A 23,563-nucleotide genomic window follows, 5' to 3' on the forward strand; every position below is an offset into this window, starting at 1 on the left:
GGCGTGACACGACCGACTCGGATAAACGACCCGACGAGGCCAGTGGTGCGACCGGGAGAACCGTGTCGGATATCGCCCGACAGAACCGAGATGTAACCGTTTGTGGTTGCGTACTTGTGCCAACGACTAACGGGGTACGGCACCAACATAATCAACGTACATTACAATGACTGAACTTGGCGGCTATCAGGACCACGTGGCACGCGTCGATCTCTCGGGAGGGGACGTCGCGTACGAGGGTATCGACGACGAGGACGCGAAGAAGTATATCGGGGCACGCGGTCTCGGCGTAAAATACGTCTTCGAGCAGGGGGCGGACGTCGACCCGCTCGGCCCGGACAACATGTTGGCGTTCATGACCGGGCCGCTGACGGGGACACAGGTGACGATGAGCGGTCGTATCGCGCTCGTCACCAAGTCGCCACTGACCGGTACGGTCACCGACTCCCACCACGGCGGGTGGAGCGGAGCACGACTGAAGTGGTCCGGTTTCGACGGCCTGCTGTTCACGGGGAAGGCCGAAAAACCGGTCTACGCGTTCGTCGAGGACGGTAAAGTCGAACTCCGCGACGCCTCCCACGTCTGGGGGAAGGGCGTCCACGAGACCATCGACACGCTCGCCGGGGAAGTCGAGGGGTCGCTCGGCAAGAACCTCAGCGTCATGGCCATCGGCGAGGCTGGCGAGAACCAGGTCCGCTACGCCTGCGTCGTCAACGAGGACGACCGTGCCTCGGGCCGCGGCGGCACCGGCTGTGTCATGGGGTCGAAGAACCTCAAGGCCGTCGTCGTCAAGTCCGGAACGCGGATGCCGAAGCCGAAGGACGCCGAGACGTTCAAAGAGGGCTACCAGCAGGCACTGCAGGTCATCCGCGAGTCCGACGTGACGGCCCCGAACGAGGGCGGGCTGTCGCTCTACGGGACGAACGTCCTCATGAACATCGGCGAAGAGATGGACGGCCTGCCGACGAAGAACGGCAAGTACACGAGTACGGAGGCGTACCGCGACGCCGAGGGCGTCGACATCGACTCCGAGCGTGTCTCCGGCGAGAACGTCCGCGAGAACATCCTCGTCGACGAGCCGACCTGTCACTCCTGCCCCGTCGCCTGTAAGAAGGAAGTCGAGGTCAAGTACACCCACAAGGGCGAGGAGATGAACGTCCGGACGGAGTCCTACGAGTACGAGTCGGCCTACGCGCTCGGCCCGAACTCCGGCAACACCGACCGCGACGCCATCGCCGTGATGCTCGAACAGTGCAACGACCACGGCATCGACACCATCGAGGTCGGCAACGTGATGGCCATGGCGATGGAGATGACCGAAGAGGGCAAACTCGACGGTCTCGGTGACGGTCTGGAGTGGGGTGACGTCGAGACGATGATCGACATGATCCCGAAGATCGCCACCCGCGACGGCGAGCTCGCCGACCATCTCGCTGGCGGCCCGAACCACCTCATCGAGGAGTTCGACGCCGAGGAGAACTCCCTGGCCGTCAAGGGCCAGACCATCGCGGCCTACGACCCGCGCTGCATGAAGGGCATGGGCATCGCCTACGCCACCTCGAACCGCGGGGCGTGCCATCTGCGGGCCTACACGCCGTCGGCCGAGATCCTCGGCTTCCCGATGAAAGTCGATCCGTACGAGTGGGAGGGCAAGGGCGAACTGACCGCCACCTTCCAGGATATGCACGCCATCTCGGACTCCTTCGACATCTGCAAGTTCAGCGCGTTCGCAGAGGGCATCGAGGAGTACGTCCTGCAGTACAACGGGATGACCGGTCTCGACGTGAGCGAGGACGAACTGCTGGAGACGGGCGAGCGCATCTACACGCTCGAACGCTACTACAACAACCTCGCAGGCTTCGACGGCGACGACGACTCGCTGCCGGCACGCTTCCTCGAAGGCGGTATCCCCGGCCAGGGTGCCTCCGAGGGCGAGTACTGTGAGCTGCCGGAGATGAAAGCCGAATACTACAGCCACCGCGGCTGGGTCGACGGCGTCGTCCCCGACGAGAAGCTCGACGAACTCGGCATCGACCTCGGTCCCGGCACCGGCGTCTCCGCCGGTGGCGACTCGACCGCACCGGCCGACGACTGAGCGTCCACCGACCGTTCCGACTTTTTGATGTGACCGGAAGCCCGCGAGCGACGTGGCTCGTCCGCAAGCGACTCAGCCGCAGCGACTCAGCCGCCAACGACGCAAGCGACGCAGCTCACCTCTCGGAAGAGACGACAGCAGACAGTCGATAGAAATCCGACAGTAGGAGGGCCATACCGTCGGCAGACGGAACATACCTTTTCCCCGGACTGTCGTCTGAGCCGCACATGAGTCACAGCCGACAGCCAAACGAACATCCCGCTCGTCCGGGCGTCGGCCGCCGGGCCGTCCTTCGCGGACTCGGCACGCTCTCCGCGCTCTCCGCACTCGGCACCGGCAGCGTGGCGGCCCGTCACGTGCCGTCGACGCCGGCGGCACCCCCGTCGCACCACCGCGGCGGCCGGCGGCTGGTAGACGCCTACCACCACCGCCGCCGGGCGGCGCGCTTCCACACCGACCACCGACCGCCGGAGCACCGCGCCAACGGCGACGAGTCCCTCGACGGCTATCTCGCCTCCTTCACGAAGGGGCTACCACACGATGAACTGGGGATGGTCGACGCCGCGGCCTACGAGACACTCCTCGCCGCGCTGGACGGCCGCGGTTCGTTCGACGACGTCCCGTTGGGTGGCGACCGGAAGCTCGTCAACCCGCAGGCGGCACTGTCGTTCGTCATCACCGGGCCGGACCCCCACGACGTGACGATGCCGCCCGCCCCGCGGTTCGACAGCCCCGAGTCGGCCGCCGAGATGGTCGAACTCTACTGGCAGGCACTCCTGCGCGACGTTCCCTTCGACGCCTACGAGGGCAACCCGGTCGCCGAGGCGGCCGCCGCCAACCTCTCGGGGCTCTCGGGATACGCCGGTCCCCGTGACGACGAGGGACGGGTGACGCCCGAACTGCTGTTCCGCGGACCGAGCGACGGCGACCGGACCGGCCCGTATCTGTCGCAGTTCTTCTACTACCCCATCCCCCGCGGCGACGTGGTCGAACAGCCACAGCTGTGCCGCGTCTACGAGCCGGGTGTCGACTATCTGACCGACTTTGAGACGTGGCTCGACTGTGCCGCCGGTGCCGCCCCCGGCCACGGCGACGTCTACGACCCGATGGCGCGCTACCTCCACAGCGGCCGCGACCTCTCGACGTACGTCCACCGCGACTACGCGATTCAGTCCTACCTCGACGCCGCGCTCGTCCTCCTCGGGCTGGGCGCGCCAGCCAACCCCGGTATTCCATCGACGGAGGGCCAGTCGCTGTTCGTCGACTTCGGTCCCCACGACGTGCTCGACGCGGTTCCGGGTGTCCTGAAGGCGGTCCAAGGGGCCAACTGGGCACAGAAGTGGCTCGTCCACCGTCGGCTCCGCCCCGAGGCGTTCGGCGCGCACGTCCACAGCCAGCTGACCGACGTCCGTGAGTCGCCGATTCACCCCGACCTGCTGGACTCGCCCGTGCTGGACGAGATACAGGCGGCGTACGGGAGCTACCTCCTGCCGCAAGCATATCCCGAGGGGTCGCCGTTGCATCCGTCGTATCCGGCAGGGCACGCCGGTATCGCCGGAGCCTGCGTCACCGTCCTGAAGGCGTTCTTCGACGAGTCGTGGCTCCTGCCGAACCCGGTCGCCCCCTCGGCGGACGGGACCGCCCTCGTCGCCGTCGACGACGCGTTGACCGTCGGCGACGAACTGGACAAGCTTGCCTCGAACATGTCCATCGGCCGCAACTGGGCGGGTATCCACTACCGCAGCGACGCCGACGCCGGTATCCGGATGGGCGAACAGGTCGCCATCGGCTTCCTCGCCGACCGCGCACGGCTATACGATGCGGCCTACGGCTTCGAGGGCTTCCGCCTCACCACGTTCGACGGCGAGCGTATCCGCATCACCGCCGACGGCGCGGTTCCGGCCTGAGCTAGGCCACGAGCGGGAGACCGAAGCGGATCGCCCACAGCACGAGCATCCCGACGGCGATGGTCGCAAAGACGTTCTCCGTCCGCCAGGCGACGGCGGCGGCGACGAGACCGGCGACGAGTCGGTCGTCGGCCACAGTGTCGACGAGCGACGGTTCGATGGTCACGAGTGCCGGGACGACCAGTGCCGCGAGCACCGCCGCCGGGACGTACGACAGTGCCCGTTCGACCCACTCGGGGATGTCGTCGACGCGGCCGAACAGTGCGATAAAGGAGAGGCGGATGGCGTAGGTGACGACGCCGAGAGCGAGAATGACGGCCCACAGCGTCGCCGGGCCGTAGCTGGTCGTCATCGCCGTCCCTCCACGAACATCCCGGCCGCGACGCCGACGAGCGCGGCGACGATCAGTCCGAGATTGAACGGGAGTCCCGCACCGACGACGGCGACGATGCCTGCGGCGGCCCCTGCGGCGAGCGATTCACGGTTTTTCAACGCCGGCACGAGCAAGGCGAGGAAGACGAGCGGGACGGCGAACTCGAGGCCCCACGACTCGGGGACGCCCGCGCCGACGACGACGCCGACGACGGTGCCGACCTGCCAGACGCCCCACAGCGCGAGCGACACGCCGAGATAGTACCACCGCTGGCCCGAGTCGTCGGCGTCGTAGCGGGCGACGGTGAGCGCGAACGCCTGGTCGGTGAGGAAGTACGCGAGCAGCGCGCGGATACGGGCCGTCGCGGCCCGGAAGTGCGGCGCGATAGAGGCCGAGTACATCAGCATCCGGAGGTTGATGACGGCGGCCGTGAGAACGACGACGGCGAGCGAGGCGTCGTTCCCGAGCAGTTCGAGTGCGGCCAGCTGCGACGCACCTGCGAAGACGAAGACGGACATTCCGACCGCCTGAAGGAGCGAGAGACCGGTTTCGGCGGCGGCGACGCCCGCGACGAGCGCGAAGGGGAGGATACCGAGGAGGAGGGGAAGCGCGTCACGGATCCCTGCGGAGAAGTGAGTCGAGACTCGGTCCATACAGTGGAAGAAATGTGGAGCTATGAAACCCCTGTCTATTCGGCAACGCGTCCTGTCGATTCCGCATACCCAACCGTTATCACGCGACGCGCGGAGAGTCGAACAGATATGTCAGCCGAGAGTGACAGCGACGCCTTCAGCCCGGAAGACCTCGCACGCCTCCCCGAGTTCTACCATCCGAGCGTTTCGCCGGACGGCTCGACGGTCGCGCTCTACTACGACGGCACCGGCCGCAACGAACTCTTTCTCCTCGACCCGGTGACCGGCGAGCGGACGCAGGTCAGCGACGGCGACGTCCCGCGCAACGCCCGCTGGCCGATTCTGTGGCGCGGCGACGGCGAGGCGGTCTACTTCCACCGCGACGAGGGCGGCGACGAACAGAACGACGTCTACAGCATCGACCGCGAGGGACGCGTCGAGCAGGTCGTCGCCGTCGACGGGCAGGCCATCGCCATGGACAGCAGTTCCGACGGCCGCTATCTGCTCTACGCCAGCGACGAGGGCACGCAGATGAACCTCTATCACTACGACACCGACGCCGACGAGCGCGAGCAGCTCACCGCCTCAGAGAAGCCGGTCTACCAGGGACTGTTCTCCCCGGACGACGACCGTATCGCCTACGCCGCCAACGAGACAGACGACCTCGAAAACACCGACACGTACGTCATGCGCGCCGACGGGAGCGAGAAGCGGAAGCTCGCCGTCGGCACGGCGGGCACCGAGGTCCAGCCGGTCGACTGGCATCCTGCGGGCGACCGTCTCCTCGTCGCCGACAACAGCGCGGACCTCGGCCGAGCCGGAATCTACTATCTCGACGACGACACGGTCGAATGGCTCGGCAACGGCCAACACGAGGAGTCTCCGGCGGCGTTCTCGCCGGACGGGAGTCAGGTCGTCGTCACTCGCCAGCGCGAGGCGGCGTCGATGCCCGTCGTCTACGACCTCGACGGCCGCGAAGTCGCGGAGTTCGACCTCCCGGAGGGCGTCACCAGCGTCGCCGGACGGAGTGGCTTCCTCGACGACGAGACGCTCGTCCTCGGCCACAGTACCCCGAGCGAGCGGTCGACGCTCTACGCCTACGACCTGGGGATGCACACGACGACGACGCTCTTGGCTCCGGACTACGGCGACGTCGACCCCGACCGCTTCGTCGACGCCGAGTACGTGACCTACGAGTCGACCGACGGTCTCGGCATCGGCGCGCTGTTGTTCGACGCCCGCCAGCGGCCCGGCGTCGACGCCGACGCAACGGAGCAGCCAGCGGTCGTGATGGTCCACGGCGGGCCGCACGGCCAGTCGACGAAGGCGTTCAACCTCTACGCGCAGTTCCTCGTCAACAAGGGCTACACGGTCCTCCAGCCGAACTACCGCGGGTCGACCGGCCGTGGCCGCGAGTTCAAGAACCGCATCCACGGCGACTGGGGCGGCATGGAGCAGGCCGACGTCGCCGAGGGCGGCCGCTGGCTGATGGGTCGCGACTGGGTCGACGAGGAGCGCGTCGCCGTCTTCGGCGGCTCCTACGGTGGCTATTCCGTCTACATGCAGCTCGTGCAGTATCCCGAGCTGTGGGCGACGGGTATCGCCTGGATCGGCATCACCGACCTCCACCGGCTCTACGAGGACTCGATGCCGCATTTCCAGACGATGCTCGAACAGCAGCTGGGCGACCCGGAGGAGAACGACGAGCTGTGGCGCGACCGCAGTGCCATCACCCACGTCGACGCCATCGAACGGCCGATATTCATGGTCCACGGCGTCAACGACCCGCGCTGTCCGGTCTCGCAGGCACGAATCTTCCGCGACGCGCTCGAAGAACGGGGCTGGACCGAGGGGGAGGAGTTCGAGTACGAGGAACTCGGCGAGGAGGGCCACGGCTCGACCGACACCGACCAGAAGCTCCGGACGTTCTCGCTGTTGGGTGACTATCTCGACCGGCGGCTCTGACGGCGCGACATTAGAGGTGATGGTAAGACGAGCGGCCCTGAAAGAAAGAGCGTTCAGTACCGTGCGATCCGTCTTCGGACGGTCGCCGGTCGCTAGTCTGCTCGGTCGTCGAACTGTGCGTGGTAGCGGTTCTGCACTTCGACGACGTGGTCGCGGTTCTCGAGGTCGTAGTAGTGCATCCCGTACAGTCGCTCGGCGATCTCCTCGCGCGTCTCGATGTCGGCGGGAGTGTCACCGGCCGGGAAGGGCTGGCGGTTGTAGATGGCCTGCACCTGTCCCGTCGTCTCGGTGCTCAGATCGGCGAACGCTACCCCGTACTTCGCCTGTGAGATCTCCTCACGGCTGTATTCGGGGTCGGTCGGCAGTGGGCCGAACTGTGCGTCGTAGGCGTTCTGGACCTCGATCAGCTGTTCTGCCGTCAGTTTGGCTGCGAGCGTCGACTCCTGCGCTCGCATATCGTACAGCCGCTCGGCGATCTCTTCGCGCGTCTCGATGTCACCCGGGGTGGCACCGTCGGCGAAGGGCTGGCGGTTGTAGATGTCCTGCACCTGTCCCGCCGTCTCGTAACTGACCTCGGCGAAGTCGTAGCCGTACTTCGCCTGCGTGATCTCGTCACGGGTGTACGTCTTGTCGCCGTCACCGTCGCCACCAGTGGGCTCGGTCACGGTGAGAGTGGCGGTCTGAGCGTCGTCGTCGGTGTAGACACCGTGGGTGTACTCACCGGCTGCGAGACCGCTCGTGTCGATATCTTCGAAGGTCACCGTCTGGCTCTCACCGCCAGCGAGGGTGACGTCCTGACTGGAGAGGACCGTCCCGTCGACTTGGAAGGAGACCGATTGGGTCCCTTCCTCGTCACCGGTGTTCTCGACGGTCGCACTGACGTCGATGACGTCACCTTGCGTGACGGTCACGTCCATCGGATTCAGGTCCGACACCTCGAAGTTCGCCGGGTCGCTGGGTGCGGCCGGTGCGTCGACGGTCAACGTCGCAGTCTGTGAGTCGTCGTCGGTGTAGATGCCGTGGGTGTAGTCACCCGGTGCGAGACCGCTCGTGTCGATGTCCTCGAAGGTCACCGTCTGGCTCTCACCGCCAGCGAGGGTGACATCCTGACTGGAGAGGACAGTCCCGTCGACCTGGAAGGAGACCGATTGGGTCCCTTCCTCGTCACCAGTGTTCTCGACGGTCGCGCTGACGTCGATGACGTCACCCTGCGTGACCGTCACGTAGGTCGGGTTCAGGTCAGACACCTGGAAGTCCGCTGGGTCGCTGGGCGTCGCTGGTGCATCGACGGTCAACGTCGCAGTCTGTGAGTCGTCATCGGTGTAGATGCCATGGGTGTAGTCACCTGGAGCGAGGCCACTGGTGCCGATGTCTTCGAACGTCACCGTCTGGCTCTCGCCACCAGCGAGGGTCACATCTTCGCTCGCGATAGCCGTACTACCGACGCGGAACTCGACACGCTGCGTGTCCGAGTCGTCGCCGGTGTTCTCGACGGTCGCGCTGACGTCGATGACGTCACCCTGGGTGACAGTCACGTCCGTCGGATTCAGGTCCGACACCTGGAAGTTCGCCGGGTCGCTGGGCGTCGCTGGTGCTTCGACCGTCAACGTCGCGGTCTGGGAGTCGTCATCGGTGTAGACACCGTGGGTGTACTCACCGGCTGCGAGACCGCTGGTATCGATGTCCTCGAAGGTCACCGTCCGGCTCTCACCGCCAGCGAGGGTGACATCCTGACCAGTGAGTGCCGTCCCGTCGACACGGAACTCGACGCGCTGCGTGTCCGAGTCGTCGCCGGTGTTCTCGACGGTCGCGCTGACGTCGATGACGTCACCCTGCGTGACCGTCACGTCGGTCGGGTTCAGGTTCGACACCTGGAAGTTCGCCGGGTCGCTCGGGGAACTGCCGCTGTCGACGGTCAGTGTGGCCCCACTCATGTCGGTGACCGTGTAACTGTGCCCCGCCTCGGTGCCGAGCGCCGTGACGCTCAGGCCGAGGTCGGTCGTGCCGGCATCGTCGCCTTCGACGGTGACCGTCGCGATGACGACGCTGCCGGTGTTGTCGGTGTCCGCCAACGCCGCGACAGCCCGCGCCGACGAGCCGTCGGCCGCGATGGTGACGTCGGACGTCTGGTCGGACGGTGAGCCATGCAACTCGACGTCGGTGATAGAGGCGACCGACGGGGTCGCGACCGTCACCTCGAAGTCGTAGGCACCGACACCGCCGTCGGCACTCTCGACGACGACGTCGAAGGTCGTCGAGGAGCCCTCGTCGATTCCGTCACTCGCCGGATTCATCGAGACGGTCGTCTCGGGGTCGGGCTGCGGTTCCGGGTCCGGGTCCGGGTCAGGGTCCGGGTCCGGGTCAGGGTCCGGGTCCGGGTCAGGGTCCGGGTCCGGGTTCTGGTTGTTCGTGTCCGTGTTCTGGACGGTGACGACGACGGTATCGGTGTCGCTCGCCTCGCCGTCACTGACATCGACCTCGAAGGTCAATGCCGTGTCGCTGTCGACGTCTGGTGCCTCGAAGGTCGCCGTGCTGGTGTCGTCACCGGTGAGCGACACGTCGGGGCCGTCCGTCTGGCTCCAGGCGTAGGTCAACGCGTCGCCGTCGGGGTCGCTGGACCCCGTCGCGTCGAGCGTGACCGTCGTCTCTTCGTCGACCGTCTGGTCGGCACCGGCGTCAGCCGTGGGTGGCCGGTTGGCCGGTGTCGGGTCCGTGACGGTCAGCGTCGCGCCGTTCGCCTCGGTGACGGTGTAGCTCTGACCGCTCTCGGTACCGAGCGCCTCGACAGACAGGCCGAGGTCGGTCGTCCCGGCCGCGTCACCTTCGACGGTGACCGTCGCGATGACGACGCTCCCGGTGTCGTCGGTATCCGCCAGTGCGGCGACTACCGAGACGGCGGAGCCGTCGTTCGCGAGGGTGACGTCCGAGGTCTGTGCCGGCGGTCCGCCACCCAGGGAGATGTCAGTGATCGATGCGACGGTCGAATCGGCGACTGTCACGTCGAAGTCGTAGGCACCGACACCACCGTCGGCGGTGTCGACGACGACATCGTACGTCGTCGTGTCTCCGGGGTCGATCGTTGTACTCTGCGGTGCGAGGCTCACGGCGGAACTGGGCTGTGCTTGTTGGGCAGCGACAGCTGGTGCCGTCACACTTCCTCCGAGAACCCCGAACGGAGCCGCGTTTACCGCGACCGCACCGACGACGAGTGCCGTCAGTGCGAGCGCGATGAGGCTCTTCGTGGTGAGGACGTTCTGTCCGGTTCGTGTACTCATAGTATCCCTTTCGCTGCTGTTACCGCTGTTCTCGCCACTCGCGTGCTACTGGGTGAGCGCATCAGGCACCACCGTTTATTAGGAGGTAGTACTGCGCCTGGACGTCGACGATGTCGAACGTCGCGTCGCCGTTGTAGTTGAACTTCTCAGGATTGTTCTGGATGACCGGGTCGTTGATGTTCGCGAACGTAGCCTGGATGTCGACGATGTTGAAGACACCGTCGCCGTTCGTGTCTTCGTACAGTCCGTCACCGTTGAGGTCGTTCGGGGAGTTCTGGAAGTTGCCGATCGGTGCGAGGTCGACGGCGGTCACGGTCGCACCACTGGTGCTGTCGACCGTGTAGCTGTTGCCGTTCTCGTCACCGAGTGCAGCGACGTCGAGACCGAGATTTGCCGTCCCTTCACCCTGACCCGTCACCTCGATGGTCGCGATGGTGACGCTGCCGGTGTTCGCCGTGTCCGCGAGTGCAGCGTTGATGGTGACCGACGAGTTGTCGCTCGCGTAGTCGGTCTCCAGCAAGCCGGGGCTTCCCTGCACCTCGACGTCCGTGATAATCGCGACGGACGGGTCATCGACGGTCACGGTCGCGGTGAAGGCACCGACACCACCGTCGGTGTTCTCGACGACGATGTCGTACGTCCCGGTGTTTCCGAGCGTGATCTCGGCGTCCGTCGGCGACAGGCTCACGTCGGTCGACTTGACCGCCGGGGCCGGGTCGACGCTGAGGGTGGCAGTCTGTGAGTCGTCGCTGGTGTAGACGCCGTGGGTGTAGTCGCCCGGTGCGAGCGTTGAGGTGTCGATGTCCTCGAAGGTCACCGTCTGGCTGGCACCCGCGGCGAGCGTCACGTCCTGGCTGGTGAGAGCGGTGCCGTCGACCTGGAAGGAGACCGATTGCGTCCCGGCTTCGTCGCCGGTGTTCTCGACAGTCGCGCTGACGTCGATGACGTCACCCTGCGTGACCGTCACGTCGGTCGGGTTCAGGTTCGACACCTGGAAGTTCGCCGGGTTGACGACCGGTTCCTCGACGGTGATGGTCGTCGAGTCGGTGCTCGTGAGACGGTTACTGGTCGCAGGCTCGATGACCGAGCCCTCCGACGTCACCGTGTAGTCACCCGGTGCCGCGTCGCTGGGGACGAGGACGGTGTAGGTGTGGGTGTACGTACCGGTCACCCCGTCCATGTCGGACAGCGTGATTCCACCGAGGAAGGTCGTCTGTGCGGCGACGTAGTCCCAGCCGTTGGCTGCGGTCGTCGCGGTGATCGTCCACCCGTCGGGGAGACTCGGCACCATCGCAGGCGCGTTCGCCTCTGTCTGTGTGAACTCCACCGTGATCTGGACCTCGTCGCCGGGAGCGGCGGTGACGCTGTTTTGGGCGTGTGAGACCGTGACGCCGGGTGCTGCGACGACCACGCCTACCGGTCCGAGGACCGAGAGGACGAGGGCGAGTGCGACGAGTGCGGCCGTTGTTTGTCTGAGTCGCTGCTGGATTTTGTTCGTCATTGGTTGGATACTGTCAGTTGTCGTTCTGTTGGTCGGTGTGCGGTTCGCGTCTCGGAGCCAGTCGGCTCCGCCCCGTTTGACCGACGAGAGAGGGTGCCTCGGGAGGCGTGGCGTCGACGCAGTCGGTGTGGTTACCCCCGATGGACACCGGTCGCCGACGGATGCCGTACCAGACCGGTTCTGGTCCGTCATCGGTCCGACTCCGAGCGTCGCCACTGCCGTAGCAGGACTCGTCCCCGCTGGACGAGTCGCGATGGCGACCGACGACGCGTGCGGAGTGTCTCGTCATTGGTCGGTCGAGCGCCCGCTCTACGCGCTGCCCTCCGATTCGATGATTTCGATTGCTCTGATCTCCGGGTTCTCGAACGCACCTTGCTCGAAGACGACCGTGATGGTGCCGTCGCCATCGTCGGTCGCAGTAAAGCTCTTCAGAACCCCAGTCGCGTGGCCGACGTCGGCCACGGGGTCGTACTGTTCGAGTACCTGTTGGCCCTCGATGGAGACGTTGAACTGTCGCTGGCCGGGCTCGCTCGCACCGGGGTACGAGTTGCCGAAGTAGAGTCGGACGTCGACCGTCTGCCCGGAGTCCACCGAGAACGCCCAGGTCATCTCGCCGTAGCGTTCACAGTCGAACACGGCGTCCGGTGTCGACGAGGGGACGGTGCTCCCGGCCGTGATGGCGTCGCCAGCGCAGTAGTTCCCCGCACCGGTGCTCGCGACAGAGACGAGATACGGCGAACTGGTGTCCCCGACGCCCGTCCAGTCGGGGCCGTCGCCGGTTGCCGCGACGGTCGTCGCCTCACCCGCGTTCACGCGGTGGAGAATCTGCGGTTCGGTGCTTCCGACTTCCAGGATGACCGTGTTCGAGGCCACCCCGGTATCACCGCTGCCGTCCTGGACGGCCGCGACGAAGTAGTTCAGGTTCGTGTCCGAGAGCGTCACCGAGACGGTTGCCTCGCCGTTCGCGTCGAGCGAGACGGACTGAGTGTTGACCGCCTGAGCGTTGTCGCCCTCGTAGGCGTCGATGTCGTAACCATCGGACGGCGGCGTGCTGAGTTCCATCTGGATCAGCTGGACCGTTCCGTCCGCCGGACCGCTGAGCGTCAGTGTCTGTGCCGTGTCGCCCACGGTGGCCGCCTCGTGGCCAGGGAAGTCCGTCGCGGCCAGCGTGACGTCCTGCACGCCGAGCGTAGGTGCGCTCGGGACGACGGACTTCGCGGTGGCCTGCGCGCCACCCGCGCTGCCGTCGCCGAAGAGGTCGGTCGTCTGGGTCGCCCCGTCACCGTACGAGACGCTCACGGCACTGCCCGCGAGTTCCAGCCCCGAAACGGACCCGGCACCACCGGTCGTGGAGGCACCTTGGATGGTCGTCGGGTCGATGTCCGTCGAGAAGGTCACGACCTCGCCAGGCTCGAAGTCCCCGAACTCGATGGTCAGGACGTCGTAGCCGTCGGTGCCGTCGACGCCGTTGTGTGGTTGACTGAACACGTCGGCGTCGGCGGTACTGACGACACCCACGCCGTCACCGGACTCGCTGTCGATGACGAGTCCCTTCGCGGTCGCGTCACCAGCCGTGCCGGTGGGGTCGAAGACCGCATCCGGGACCGCGCTCTCACTCAGGTCGAACGAGACCGAGGAGATGGGCTGGTCGCCGGTGTTCTCGATGCTGAACGAACCGCCGTTGAAGGTACTCGCGTCGATGCCCCCGTTGGCGTTGACTGCGATGTCGGCCGAGCCGGGACCGGTGCTACCGTCGGACGGTGCGATGCCGATCGCCGAGACCTTTGCCTGGTCCACCTCAGCGGTGAACTGGATGTTCAGTTCGCCGTCGGTCACGTCGGCCGTGTAGGTCTTCGTCGTCGCCGTCGCGGAACCGGCGTCGGCGATGATGTCGTAGTTGTCGAGGACCTGCTGGCCTTCGATTGCGACGTCGAATTCGCGTGCGCCGACGCCGTTACCGTTCTGCACACCGTGGTAGATTTCGGCGAAGTGGAGCGTGACGTCGTACGCCCCGTTGGCGAGCGGGATGGCGTACTCGAACGTGCCGTACCGCTCGGTCTGGTAGAGCGTGTCGTCGTCAGTGCCTGCGATCTCGAGACCGTCGCTGGCGAACGGCGTGCCACCGACGAAGTTCACGTCAGCCGCGTAGGTCGTGCTGTCCGTCGCCGTGTACTCTGCCCCACCCGAGTTCACGTAGAACTCGGTCGGGCCGCTCGACTGTTCGTACTTCAGGACGACGACGTTCGAGGCGTCGCCCATGTCGCCGGAGGCGACCCCGTGGGCCGCCACGAAGTAGTTGAAGCCGGCTTCGTCACTGTCGTCGGGGCCATTGGTCAGGGTGACCGGCACCGACGCCTCACCGTTGCCGTCGAGCGTGACGCTGATGTACTCGACGTTCACTGCGTTGTTCGCTTCCAGTGCTTCGATGTCGTAGCCGCCGTTCGGGACGTCGCTCAGCGAGAGTTCGCCCTCGACGCGCACGAGCGTGACAGTCTCTCCGGGTTCGCCGGTGACCGTCACGGTCTGGGCGGCCTCGGAGACGACCGCGCCGCTGTGGTAGCCGTCGAGGACGCTGCCGTCGAGGCTGACACCGTCGACACCGATGGTCGGTGCCGGGGCTTCCTCGCCGTCGAGGACGGCGGTCGAGCCACCGACGGAGCCGTCACCCATCAGGTTGGCCGTCTGGGACGTGCCGTCCGCGTAGGTGACCGTCACCGTCGAACGGGCGAGTTCCAGTCCGGAGACGGGACCGGCCTCCTGGGAGCTGACCGTCGCGCCCTTGATGCTGGTCGGGTCGTTGTCGGCCCAGAAGGTCGCCGTCTCGCCGGGCTGGAAGTCGCCGAACTCGACGGTCATGACGTCGTAGCCGTCGGCACCGTCGACGCCGTTGTGCGGCTGGGAGAACGCCTCGTCCGAGCCGCCGCCGGCCGTCGTGATTCCCGTTCCACCGTCGCTGACGATGTTGAGGCCCTCACCGGTCGGGTCGCCGGCCGTCCCGTCCGGGTCGAAGACCATATCCGGCATACTCGCCGTACTCAGGTCGAACGAGACGGACACGATGTCGGTCTCACCGGTGTTCGTCACCTGGTAGGAGCCGAAGCCGTAGGTCGTCTGGTCGATGTTCGTGCTGTCCGGCGTCACCTCGACCAGCGACGAGCTGGTGAGGCTGGGGGCGACCGTGACGGTCGCCGTGTCGGTCGCTTCGGGGTTCGTGTACTCCGTGTGCACCATGTCCGCCACGGTGACGGTGACGGTGTGTTCGCCCGCCGCGACGTTCTCGAACGTGTACGAGCCGTCGATGGGCTGGCCGCCGACGTAGTCGTTGTCGTCGAGTTGGACGTGGACGTGGTCGGTGTCCATCGCCTTCGTCCCGTCCCACGTGACGGTGACGTTCGACCCGTCGACGGAGGTGCTGGTAATCTGCATCGACGCCGGAGTGCTCACGGTCGCACCGGTCGCCCACATGTTGGTGAGCTGTTGGAGCATCGAGAGGTCGATCGTCTCGCCGCCGGTGTTCGGGACGGCGGTCTCGGTCGCCCACCAGTTGGTAGCGAGCTGCAGCTCCGAGATCTCGATGACCGTGTCGTCGCCGGTCGAGTCGGCACTGGCGACCGCCTGTTCGATGGACAGGTCGTCGGTCGCCCCGACGGTCACCGTGGCGTCGCTCGTGCCGGTGATGTCGTAGTCCTCTGCGGCGTCCGTGCCGATGTTCACCGACTGGTCGTCGACCGAGAACGTCGCCGTTCCGGCCGCGTCGGCTGCCACCGTGACCGTGGCGAGGACGACCTCGCCGGTTCCGGTCGTGTCGGACGCGAAGACGGCGACTGTCGCCGACGAGCCGTCGGCAGCGATGGTAATGTCACTGACGCTCTCGTCGGGGTCGCCGGCCAGATCGACGTCGGTGATGGACGCGACCGTCGGGTCGTCCACCGAGATGGTGAACTCGTAGGAGCCGACGCCCTCCGTCGCCTGTGTGGCGACGACGTCGACTGTCGTCGTGCTCCCGGTGCCGACCGACTGACTGGCCGGAGCGATCGCTACCTGCGTACTCGCCGCGAGCACGACGCTGGTGGCTCCCGCCGAGACGACGAGAAGCACCGCCATCGTGAGCACGAGGAGTGTTCTGAGTGTTGGTGTATGGGTTGGTTTGCGTTTCATTTCGTGTCCTGCGATTGTGGGTTGGTTCTGTGGGGTTCTGTGCTGGATTCGGTCGGCTGTGTCCGACCCGAGTGGCTGCCGTGGGCCTCTGGAGTGAGCGTACCCGTGGCTCCTCGTGTCCGAAACCGAGAGCGGGAATCAGCCGCTCCCGGACGTCGTCGTGTCGTCGAGCGATTCGATGAACAGTGCCTGCACGTCGACGACGTTGACTTCGCCGTTGCCGTTGAAGTCGAACGCCTCCGAGTAGTTCTGGACCTCGTCGCTCTGGTAGTTCTGGAAGAACGCCTGCACGTCGACGATGTTGAACTCACCGTTGCCGTTGACGTCCTCGTAGAGGCCGTCGCCGTCCGTGTCGGTCGGTGGGTTCTCGAAGCTCCCGACGGGGCCGGGGGCACTCTCGACCGCGACGATCTCGATGGCGTTGAGCTGGGGGTTCTCGACGTCGTGGATGAACACGATGTCGAGGTCACCGTCGGACCCGGCAGTCACGGTGAACGACTCCATGCCAGCGTTCTGGTCGCCGTAGGCGGCGATGGGGTCGAATCCGGACGCTTGGGTCGTGCCTTCGATGACGATGTCGAAGACGCGGTCACCGGGATCAGCCGTCCCCGAGTAGCCGTCGTAGAAGTACAGGCGGACCTCGTAGGTCTGGCCTGCCTCGATGCCGTCGGCGAACTGCCACGCCATCTCCGGGTCGGCAGGTGGGTCCCACCGCTCGCTGTTCCAGAGCTCCGACGGCGTGTCGGCGGGGACGGACGAGTCGACGCTGTTCAGTCCACCGCCGTACGCGCCAGTGTTGTCGCCACCGGCGACGAGATACTGACTCGGTGCCGCTTCGGTGTCGGTGCTCCACGCTGGACCGCCGTCGGCCGCAGCGACTTCGGCGCCGCCCGCGTTCACGCGGTAGAGGACGTCACCCTGCGCGAGCGTCGTGTCCTGCACCGTCACGTCGACCGTGTCGGTGTCGGAGAGGTCGCCGTCGGAGACGCTCAACTCGAAGGTGAGCGTCGTGTCGCCGTCGACCTCGGGTGCCGTGAACGACACCTGTTCGCTGTCGCTCACGTCGAGCAGTCCGTCGGGCGTGCCCGCCGTCTGCGTCCACGTGTAGCCGAGTTGCGCTCCCTCGGGATCCGAGGAGCCCGAGCCGTCGAGCGTGACGGTCTGTCCCTCGTCGACGACGATGTCCGCACCGGCGTCAGCCACGGGCGGCTGGTTCGCGGGTGGGGTGACGTACTCGACGTTGAGGTCGGTCCACGTCGCGTCGAAGGTCGAACTGGCTTGGTAGGACGTTGCGATGACGCCGACCGCCATCGCGCTACCGTCGCTGCTGTCGAGCCAACTTGCTGGAATCGCCGTGGTCTCGACGACCGTCTTTGCGCCACCGTCGATACCGTACTCGGCGGTGACTGCGACGTCGTCGCTGCCGTCGTTCGGCGTCGGGTCGGTCGTCGGGTCGACCGTTAGGTACAGGTCGGTGTTCGTCGATGGCCCGGTGACTCCGCTGTCGTCGGGCTGCGCGACGCTCGAGAAGCTGCCACCGACTTCCTTCGCGAACTGCACACCACCCGTGCCGCCGTTCGCGGCGACGACGAGCTTGGCGTAGTTGTCCTGGTCGCCGTTCCCGACGTAGATGCCCATCGCCTGGTAGTTCTCCGGGTTGTCGGGGAACCCGTTGACCGTCGTCGAGACCGTGAAGGGCTCGCTCGGTGCGTCGATACCGCGCTGGAAGGCGAACTGCTGGCTGTTCTGCGCGTTGACCGCGTCACCAGCCGGGACGCTCTCGACTGTCAGCACCTGTGCCGCGCCACCGACAGTCATCTGCTCGGTATCGTAGAGGATGAGGTAGTCGTCGCCGTTGGTCATGAGACCCGTCCAGCCCTGTCCGGAGTCACCGAAGAGTGCCGTCTCCGAGAAGTCCATCTGGACCGGGAGGGCCGTGCCGACGCCGTTGGTCGCGTCGAGTGCGAACGGGTCCTCGGTGTCGACGATGCCGTCACCGTCGTCGTCGGGGTCGTTCAGGTTAGACGTGCCGTCGTCGTCGAAATCGGCGGGCGTCGACGCGGCCGAACACGGGTTCGTGTCGTTGTCGATCTCGTCGGCGTTGTCGTAGCCGTCGCCGTCCTCGTCGAGAGACGCGTCGTCAGCACCCGTACACTGCGGGCCGGTCGTGCTGTCGTAGTCGTTCGGTTCGAAGACGTTGATTCCACCGCGGGCGGTCCAGACGGTGCCCGGGAAGGGACCGCCGTCGCCCACGGTGGTGATGCCGAGCGCGTCGATGTCACTGAAGAAGTTGCCTTCCTGGTTCGTGACGTCGTCACCGGCAGCGTTGAGTTCGACGCGCTCGACGGAGCCGCCGTTCTCGACGACGAGCAGGTCACCCTGCATCCCACCGCCGAAGTTCGAGGCGGTGTACTCGTCGATACCGCCGGTCCAGCCGAAGGTGTTCCCGATGGAGTTGTCCTGGGTCGGATCCTGGTAGTCACACTCGATCGGGTTCACGAACGAGGCTGGAACCGGACTGTTCTCTTCGGTGATGTCCAGCACCACGTTGCCGGCACTGTCGTAGATGTCCGCACCGGTCGGGTTACCCCGAATCGGCGCGGCGTGTCCACCGTACGAACCTTGGGTCGCGAGGTGGAGCTGGTCGCCGGTGCTGTAGCTTTCGTCCTCGTTAGGCTCGTTGGTACAGATACCCGTCGGCCCCTCGTCAACCGGGATGCCACCCCAGCCACCGTTCGGTCCGTTGTCGATGACGTAGAGTTGGTCGTCCTCCGAGAGGACGAGGTCGTACGGGTTGCGGTAGCCGGAGGAGTAGACTTGGACCGGGCCGTTCTCTACCCACTTCGCCTGGTTGACCCCGTCGTCGCCGCCGAACGGCAGGTCGTCGCCGTCCGTGGCGTCGTCGTTCTGGATGGTCGGGATGCCGTAGTAGAACGTCAGGTCAGGGTAGTTGGCGTTGTAGTCCTGGAGGTTCTTCGCGCCGAAGCTCTCGACCTGCGCGAGGTCGATAGTGAGCACGGCAGCCGACAGCGCGTACTCGGGGGTGTAGCCGAAGTTGTTGCTCGGTGCACCCTTGTTCGCGTGGCCACCCGATGCGACGTACAGCGTGTTGCCGTCGTCGCTCAGGTCGAGCCCGTTCGTCGCGTGGTTCTCCTCGGAGCGTGGCAGGCCGAGGACCAACACTTCGTGCGTGATCTCGCTGTCGGCGAGGACGCCGTCGCCACCCCAGTCGAGGGTGAGCCGCGAGACCGCGCCGGAGTTGGTGTCGACGCTGTCGTCGTCGGTACCGACCTTGATGGTCGGGTCGCTCGACGAGACGTAGAGGATGGGTTGACTGGCCGTCCCACCCACCGTGATGCCCGTAATCTGTCGAGTCCCCTCGCCAGCGTTGAGGACCCCGTTATCATCGTGGTTCGGGATGTCCTGAATCAGTGCGATCTCCTTCTCGTAGACGACCGAGTAGGAGTTCGCTCCGTTGCGCTCGATCTCGAGCGCGTAGACCATCCCGTTCTGCTTGGTGACGTAGAGTCGGTCGTCGGGACCGAACTCGAGGGCCGTGAGCGACCCGTCGCCGAAGCCCTGGAGACTGCTCTTGCCGAAGCCGATTTCGGCCGTGCTCGTCCCCTCACCGGAGAGGTCCACCGCCAGCGGCGAGTTCGTCCCGGTGTGGGTGATCTCGAGCGTTCCAGCCTTGGCCTGGGCGTCCTGTGGTGCGAACGACACCGGGATGTCAGCGGAGTCGCCCGGCGCGAGCGACGTCTGCGAGGGCGACCCCACAGTGAACGCGCTGTCGCCGGACGTCGAGACGCCGGTGATGTCGATGCTCGGGTCGGTCGTACCACCGAGGTTGGTCACGGTGACCGTCTCCGTCTCGGTGTTTCCGACGAGGACGCTTCCGAAGTCGAGGCTCGACTGTGCACCGAGCGTGTCGGACTGCGGCTCGGCCGCGATGATCTCGATCGCAGAGACCTTCGCGTTGTCCGTCACCGTGGTGAAGTCGATGTCGAGCGTGCTGTCGGTCGGCGTGACGGTGTAGGACTTCATCGTCCCGACGTCGTGGCCGACCTCGGCGTGGATGTCGTAGGCACTGAGGACCTGTTTGCCCTCGATGGCCACGTCGAACTCGCGAGCACCGTCGCTGGTCGCGAAGATCTCAGCGAAGTAGAGTCGAACCTGATACTGCTGGCCGGCCGCCACCGAGAAGCTCCACTGTGTGTTGCCGTAGCGCTCGGTCTGGAAGACGGCTGCCGGTGTACTGCTCGGCACCGAACTGTCGGTCGTAATCGAGTCCTGAGTGGAGTACGTGTTCGTACTGCCACCGACGGTCACCCCAGTTGTCGACCCGGGTGCCGTCCAGTCGTCGCCACCGTCTGTCGCGGCGACGGTGTTTGTCCCCCCGTTCACGCGGTACTCGACTGTCCCTGCCGTCTGTGCGAACGCCGGACCTGCGACGAGTGCCACGGTCCCGGCGAACATCGACGTAACCAGCAGGAAGGAGACCACCACCACGGCCGCCCGTCTCACTCGCGTCATGGCCCCCTCAGCCGGTACCGTCTCCGTAGACAGCCGCGTTCGAGTCGTGTGCCGGAGGGTGGGGCGCCCAACGGTGACTCGGTCTGTGCACCAGTTTCAATCCCCAATCGTGTCATAGTGTGTCAACCCCCCGATGGTTCGGCGAGCTCACTCTTGAAATAATGTTATCTATATGTAAGTATCCACAATATAACATGAACGGCTGGCGGCCGAGTGCGAATTAATTCACAATTAATCCAGGATTAATTCACAGGCAAGTAGCCGTTGTCGAACCGAATGTCAAACTGTCAGGTTTGCACAAAACCCAGAGACAGAGTGCTGGTCGAAGACAAAACATTCCCGACACTAGTACCAACCATGACATCGCACCTATTCCATTCCCGAATGACATATTCGTAAGATAGACGGTCTGTAAAAGACCCCACTTCGAGCCCGATCCGGTGTGCGTATCGGTCGGTTCAGGTGCCAAACCGCCCCGTCCGTCGAGCGTATCACTCGGATTTCTGTCGAAACCGACGCCGCTAGAATAACCGACGAGTCGGCTTGCAAGAACGACGATGATATCGGAACGGGAGACTTGTCGTTCGCCCAGGTCAGACGCCGACCACGACCGCTTCCCGGATCTCCAGTGCCGTCTCGAACTCGTCGCGGCGGCCGAGCCGCGAGCCGAGTCGGCGCAGCTGTTCTGTGTGTGCCCGGCGGACGGCGTCGGTCTCGCGGCGGTTGCAGCCGAGTCGGTCGCCGACGGTCGTCCAGTGGTCGCTCGGGACGAGAAACGTCACGCGCTCGTCGTCCTCGGCGACGCACTCGAACTCCCGGCGGTAGTCGTCGAGGCGAGGACCGAGGTCGGCCTGGACGCGAGAGAGCAGTTCGGGCAGTGCGTTCGGCGCGACGCTGGCCTTCGCTGCGGCCAAGACGAGGACCTGTCCCTCGATAGGGAACTCGGTCATGTCAGCCTCCGGCGCGCATCGCCTTCTGCGAGAAGTCGTCGACGAGCGGGGCGAGCGTCGCCTCGTCGCCCTCGAAGACGATCCGCACTTCCGTCAGCGAGACCGTCGGCCCGACGCCGACCTTCTCGCTCGTGAGCGTCGCCCGCCAGCCGTCGGCCTCGACGGTGCCTTCGGTATCGCCTGTCTCGACCGGCTCGACGGCCTCGCCGCCGAGGTTCTCCAGATAGTGGACGGCGAGGCGGACAGAGATGCCGCGGAACGCCTTCTCGCGTGTGACTGTGGCCATCAGCCACCTGCTACGGGCGGGAAGACACTCAACGTGTCGCCGTCGTCGAGACTCGTGTCGATACCCTCCATGTGCAGCACCTCGCGGCCGTTCTTCAGGACGTTTATCTGTGGCCTGAGGTCGCCGTCTTCGATTATCTGCCCTGCCAGCCCATCGAACTCGGCTTCGAGTGCCCGGAGGACGTCGCCGACGACCATTCCGTCGTCGTACTCCCGTTCGATGGTCTTCGTCCCGACCGCCTCACGGAAGGTGGCGAAAAACCGAAGTTGGAGTTGCATACCGTCCGATGCGTTCGCGCGGGTAAAAAGGTGTACGGGGTCACCGGGTTCGGCGCACAGCCGCGGCGGTCGCGACGAGCGCGAGACCGACGACGCCACCGACGGCACCGCCGACGCCGAAGCCGGGACTGGTCGTCGTCGTCGGTGAGCGGCTGGTGGATGGCCGCGTTGTCGTCGACGGCTCTCGGGTCGTCGTCTCCGTCGTGACACCGCCGACGACGCCCTCGCGTCGGGTCAGTTCCGACCCGTCGAGCGAGAGCGTGATACTCACCGGCGCGCCGTAGCGCGTCCCGGTGAGGTCGACCGTCTCGTTGAACCGGCCGTCGGGACCGAGGTCGGTCTCCAGATACAGGAGGAAGGGTCGAGCACCCTCGCCGTGGATACGGAGGACGATCTCCGTCCCCTGCGGGAGGTCGGTCTCCCCGGAGACCACGGTCGACGACCGCTGGCCGAGGACGACCGTCCCGTTCTCGGTGGTCCGGTCGAAGCTGCCGGTCACGTTGGCGGTGTCGTCGGTCACCGTCCAGCTACAGGCACTGAGATCTCCCCCGGAGACGCCGATTCGGAGCGACCCCTCTCCGTCGTCGACGGCGACCGCCCGCTCGTCGTAGGTGAGGACGTACCGGCCGTCGAGTCGGGCCGTCGAGACGACAGCGACTCCGCTCCGGTTGACGGTGATCGTCCGGACGCTCCGGCCGACGGTGTTGTCGTCGTGAAGTCGGCGCAGGGAGAACTCGCGTTGGCTCTCGTTGAGCTGACTCGGATACTCGCCGGTCGTCTGGCTGACGACTCGGGAGCCGTCGAAGTACAGCTGTTGGCCTTGCCAGGCCGTCGACCCGGAGTCGAGCATCGCGTCGGCACTGGACAGTTCCTGCCCGCTGGCGGGACCGGCCAGCCCGAGCCCGCCGAGCGCGAGGAGGACGACGAGTGCGACTGCCAGTGTTCGATGGGGGTGGAGAGCTACCATAGGGACCACGTTCGCCGCACTCAGCCGTGTGCGGCCGTGAACGATAATGACTGATTAGTCATCCCACATATAGCTGTTGTTCCCACAGCAGACACGTCACAAAGAAAACGGGTGTTCGAACCGCTGGAGCGCGACACACCGCTCGTTGGAGAAAGTCCGTCCTGTCGAGAGAGCGGCAGTTCGAAAGTGACAGTTCGAGAGCGACGGGTTCAGCGTTTGCCGAAGCGAATGCCGTCCTCGACGAGACGGGCGTTGCGCTCGCGGTCGAGACGTTCGGCGAGCCACTCGACTTCGTAGAGCTGGGCGACGAGGTCCGCCTGGAGGTTGCGCCACGCGATGGCGTAGATGGGCGACTGGCCCCACGCGCGGAGTTCCGGAACGAACTCGTCGTAGGTCTCGTAGTTGTCTTCGAGATGTTCGATGGCGTCGGCGACGGCCGAGACGGCCTCCTTCTCGTCTTCGGCGGCGTCGACGGCGCGGTTGATGCTCGACTCGATCCCCTCGACCGCTCGCTGCATATCCTGTGCGGCCGACTCGCTGCCCTCGGGCAGGGCGTCCAGAATCGGGCGCGGCACGCCGAGTTCGATGTCGTCCATATCCACGGGGTGGGTCCCGCCCCGTAAAAAGCCGTGGGGGGAGACGC

General features: G+C 65.9%; 14 protein-coding genes. 3 read left to right on the forward strand and 11 right to left on the reverse strand.

Annotation, left to right across the window (positions count from 1 at the left end):
- The first annotated feature begins 166 nt into the window (after positions 1-166).
- Together BLR57_RS09500 and BLR57_RS09505 are read left to right on the forward strand one after the other, a co-directional pair.
- Entirely contained in the window at positions 167-2,095 is a 1,929-nt protein-coding gene (locus BLR57_RS09500; protein ID WP_089697196.1) for an aldehyde ferredoxin oxidoreductase family protein, read from the forward strand.
- A gap of 227 nt (positions 2,096-2,322) precedes the next feature.
- Positions 2,323-4,002, forward strand: coding sequence for a vanadium-dependent haloperoxidase (locus BLR57_RS09505; protein ID WP_211603203.1), 1,680 nt, complete (start codon positions 2,323-2,325; stop codon positions 4,000-4,002).
- A gap of 1 nt (position 4,003) precedes the next feature.
- Here the strand turns inward: BLR57_RS09505 and BLR57_RS09510 are convergent, their stop codons facing one another.
- Complete coding sequence (locus BLR57_RS09510) at positions 4,004-4,354, reverse strand: AzlD domain-containing protein (protein WP_089697198.1); 351 nt, start codon at positions 4,352-4,354, stop codon at positions 4,004-4,006.
- Entirely contained in the window at positions 4,351-5,028 is a 678-nt protein-coding gene (locus tag BLR57_RS09515; RefSeq protein WP_139173320.1) for an AzlC family ABC transporter permease, read from the reverse strand. Before BLR57_RS09515 ends, BLR57_RS09510 begins: the two co-directional genes overlap by 4 nt.
- Before the next feature lie 108 nt (positions 5,029-5,136).
- On the opposite strand from BLR57_RS09515, the gene BLR57_RS09520 reads away from it, so the two are divergent.
- The gene (locus tag BLR57_RS09520; RefSeq protein WP_089697200.1) at positions 5,137-6,972 is read left to right on the forward strand and encodes a S9 family peptidase; all 1,836 of its coding nucleotides are present in this window, start codon (positions 5,137-5,139) and stop codon (positions 6,970-6,972) included.
- A 92-nt stretch (positions 6,973-7,064) separates the two neighbouring features.
- Here the strand turns inward: BLR57_RS09520 and BLR57_RS19375 are convergent, their stop codons facing one another.
- The 9 genes from BLR57_RS19375 to BLR57_RS09565 all read right to left on the reverse strand — a co-directional run bounded on the left by BLR57_RS19375 (position 7,065) and on the right by BLR57_RS09565 (position 23,516).
- Complete coding sequence (locus BLR57_RS19375) at positions 7,065-10,247, reverse strand: CARDB domain-containing protein (protein WP_089697201.1); 3,183 nt, start codon at positions 10,245-10,247, stop codon at positions 7,065-7,067.
- A gap of 61 nt (positions 10,248-10,308) precedes the next feature.
- On the reverse strand, positions 10,309-11,748 hold the full coding sequence (locus tag BLR57_RS09530) for a hypothetical protein (RefSeq protein ID WP_089697203.1): 1,440 nt from the start codon (positions 11,746-11,748) through the stop codon (positions 10,309-10,311).
- Positions 11,749-12,057: 309 nt separating this feature from the next.
- Positions 12,058-15,906 (reverse strand): malectin domain-containing carbohydrate-binding protein, encoded by a 3,849-nt coding sequence (locus BLR57_RS09535; protein ID WP_139173321.1) that lies wholly within the window; start codon positions 15,904-15,906, stop codon positions 12,058-12,060.
- Between the two features lie 138 nt (positions 15,907-16,044).
- Entirely contained in the window at positions 16,045-20,439 is a 4,395-nt protein-coding gene (locus BLR57_RS09540) for a malectin domain-containing carbohydrate-binding protein (protein WP_089697206.1), read from the reverse strand.
- Between the two features lie 593 nt (positions 20,440-21,032).
- Positions 21,033-21,389: a DUF8048 family protein gene (locus BLR57_RS09545; protein WP_089697208.1), complete on the reverse strand. Its 357-nt coding sequence runs from the start codon at positions 21,387-21,389 to the stop codon at positions 21,033-21,035.
- Between the two features lies 1 nt (position 21,390).
- Positions 21,391-21,675: a MoaD-like domain-containing protein gene (locus BLR57_RS09550; RefSeq protein WP_089697211.1), complete on the reverse strand. Its 285-nt coding sequence runs from the start codon at positions 21,673-21,675 to the stop codon at positions 21,391-21,393.
- Positions 21,675-21,953, reverse strand: coding sequence for a ubiquitin-like small modifier protein 1 (locus BLR57_RS09555; protein ID WP_089697214.1), 279 nt, complete (start codon positions 21,951-21,953; stop codon positions 21,675-21,677). The genes BLR57_RS09550 and BLR57_RS09555 overlap by 1 nt, the downstream gene beginning before the upstream one ends.
- A 40-nt stretch (positions 21,954-21,993) precedes the next feature.
- Positions 21,994-22,920: a BGTF surface domain-containing protein gene (locus tag BLR57_RS09560; RefSeq protein WP_089697217.1), complete on the reverse strand. Its 927-nt coding sequence runs from the start codon at positions 22,918-22,920 to the stop codon at positions 21,994-21,996.
- A 209-nt stretch (positions 22,921-23,129) separates the two neighbouring features.
- The gene (locus tag BLR57_RS09565) at positions 23,130-23,516 is read right to left on the reverse strand and encodes a DUF7971 family protein (protein ID WP_211603205.1); all 387 of its coding nucleotides are present in this window, start codon (positions 23,514-23,516) and stop codon (positions 23,130-23,132) included.
- Positions 23,517-23,563: the final 47 nt, after the last annotated feature.

It is taken from the genome of Halogranum gelatinilyticum (assembly GCF_900103715.1).
Lineage (GTDB): Archaea > Halobacteriota > Halobacteria > Halobacteriales > Haloferacaceae > Halogranum > Halogranum gelatinilyticum.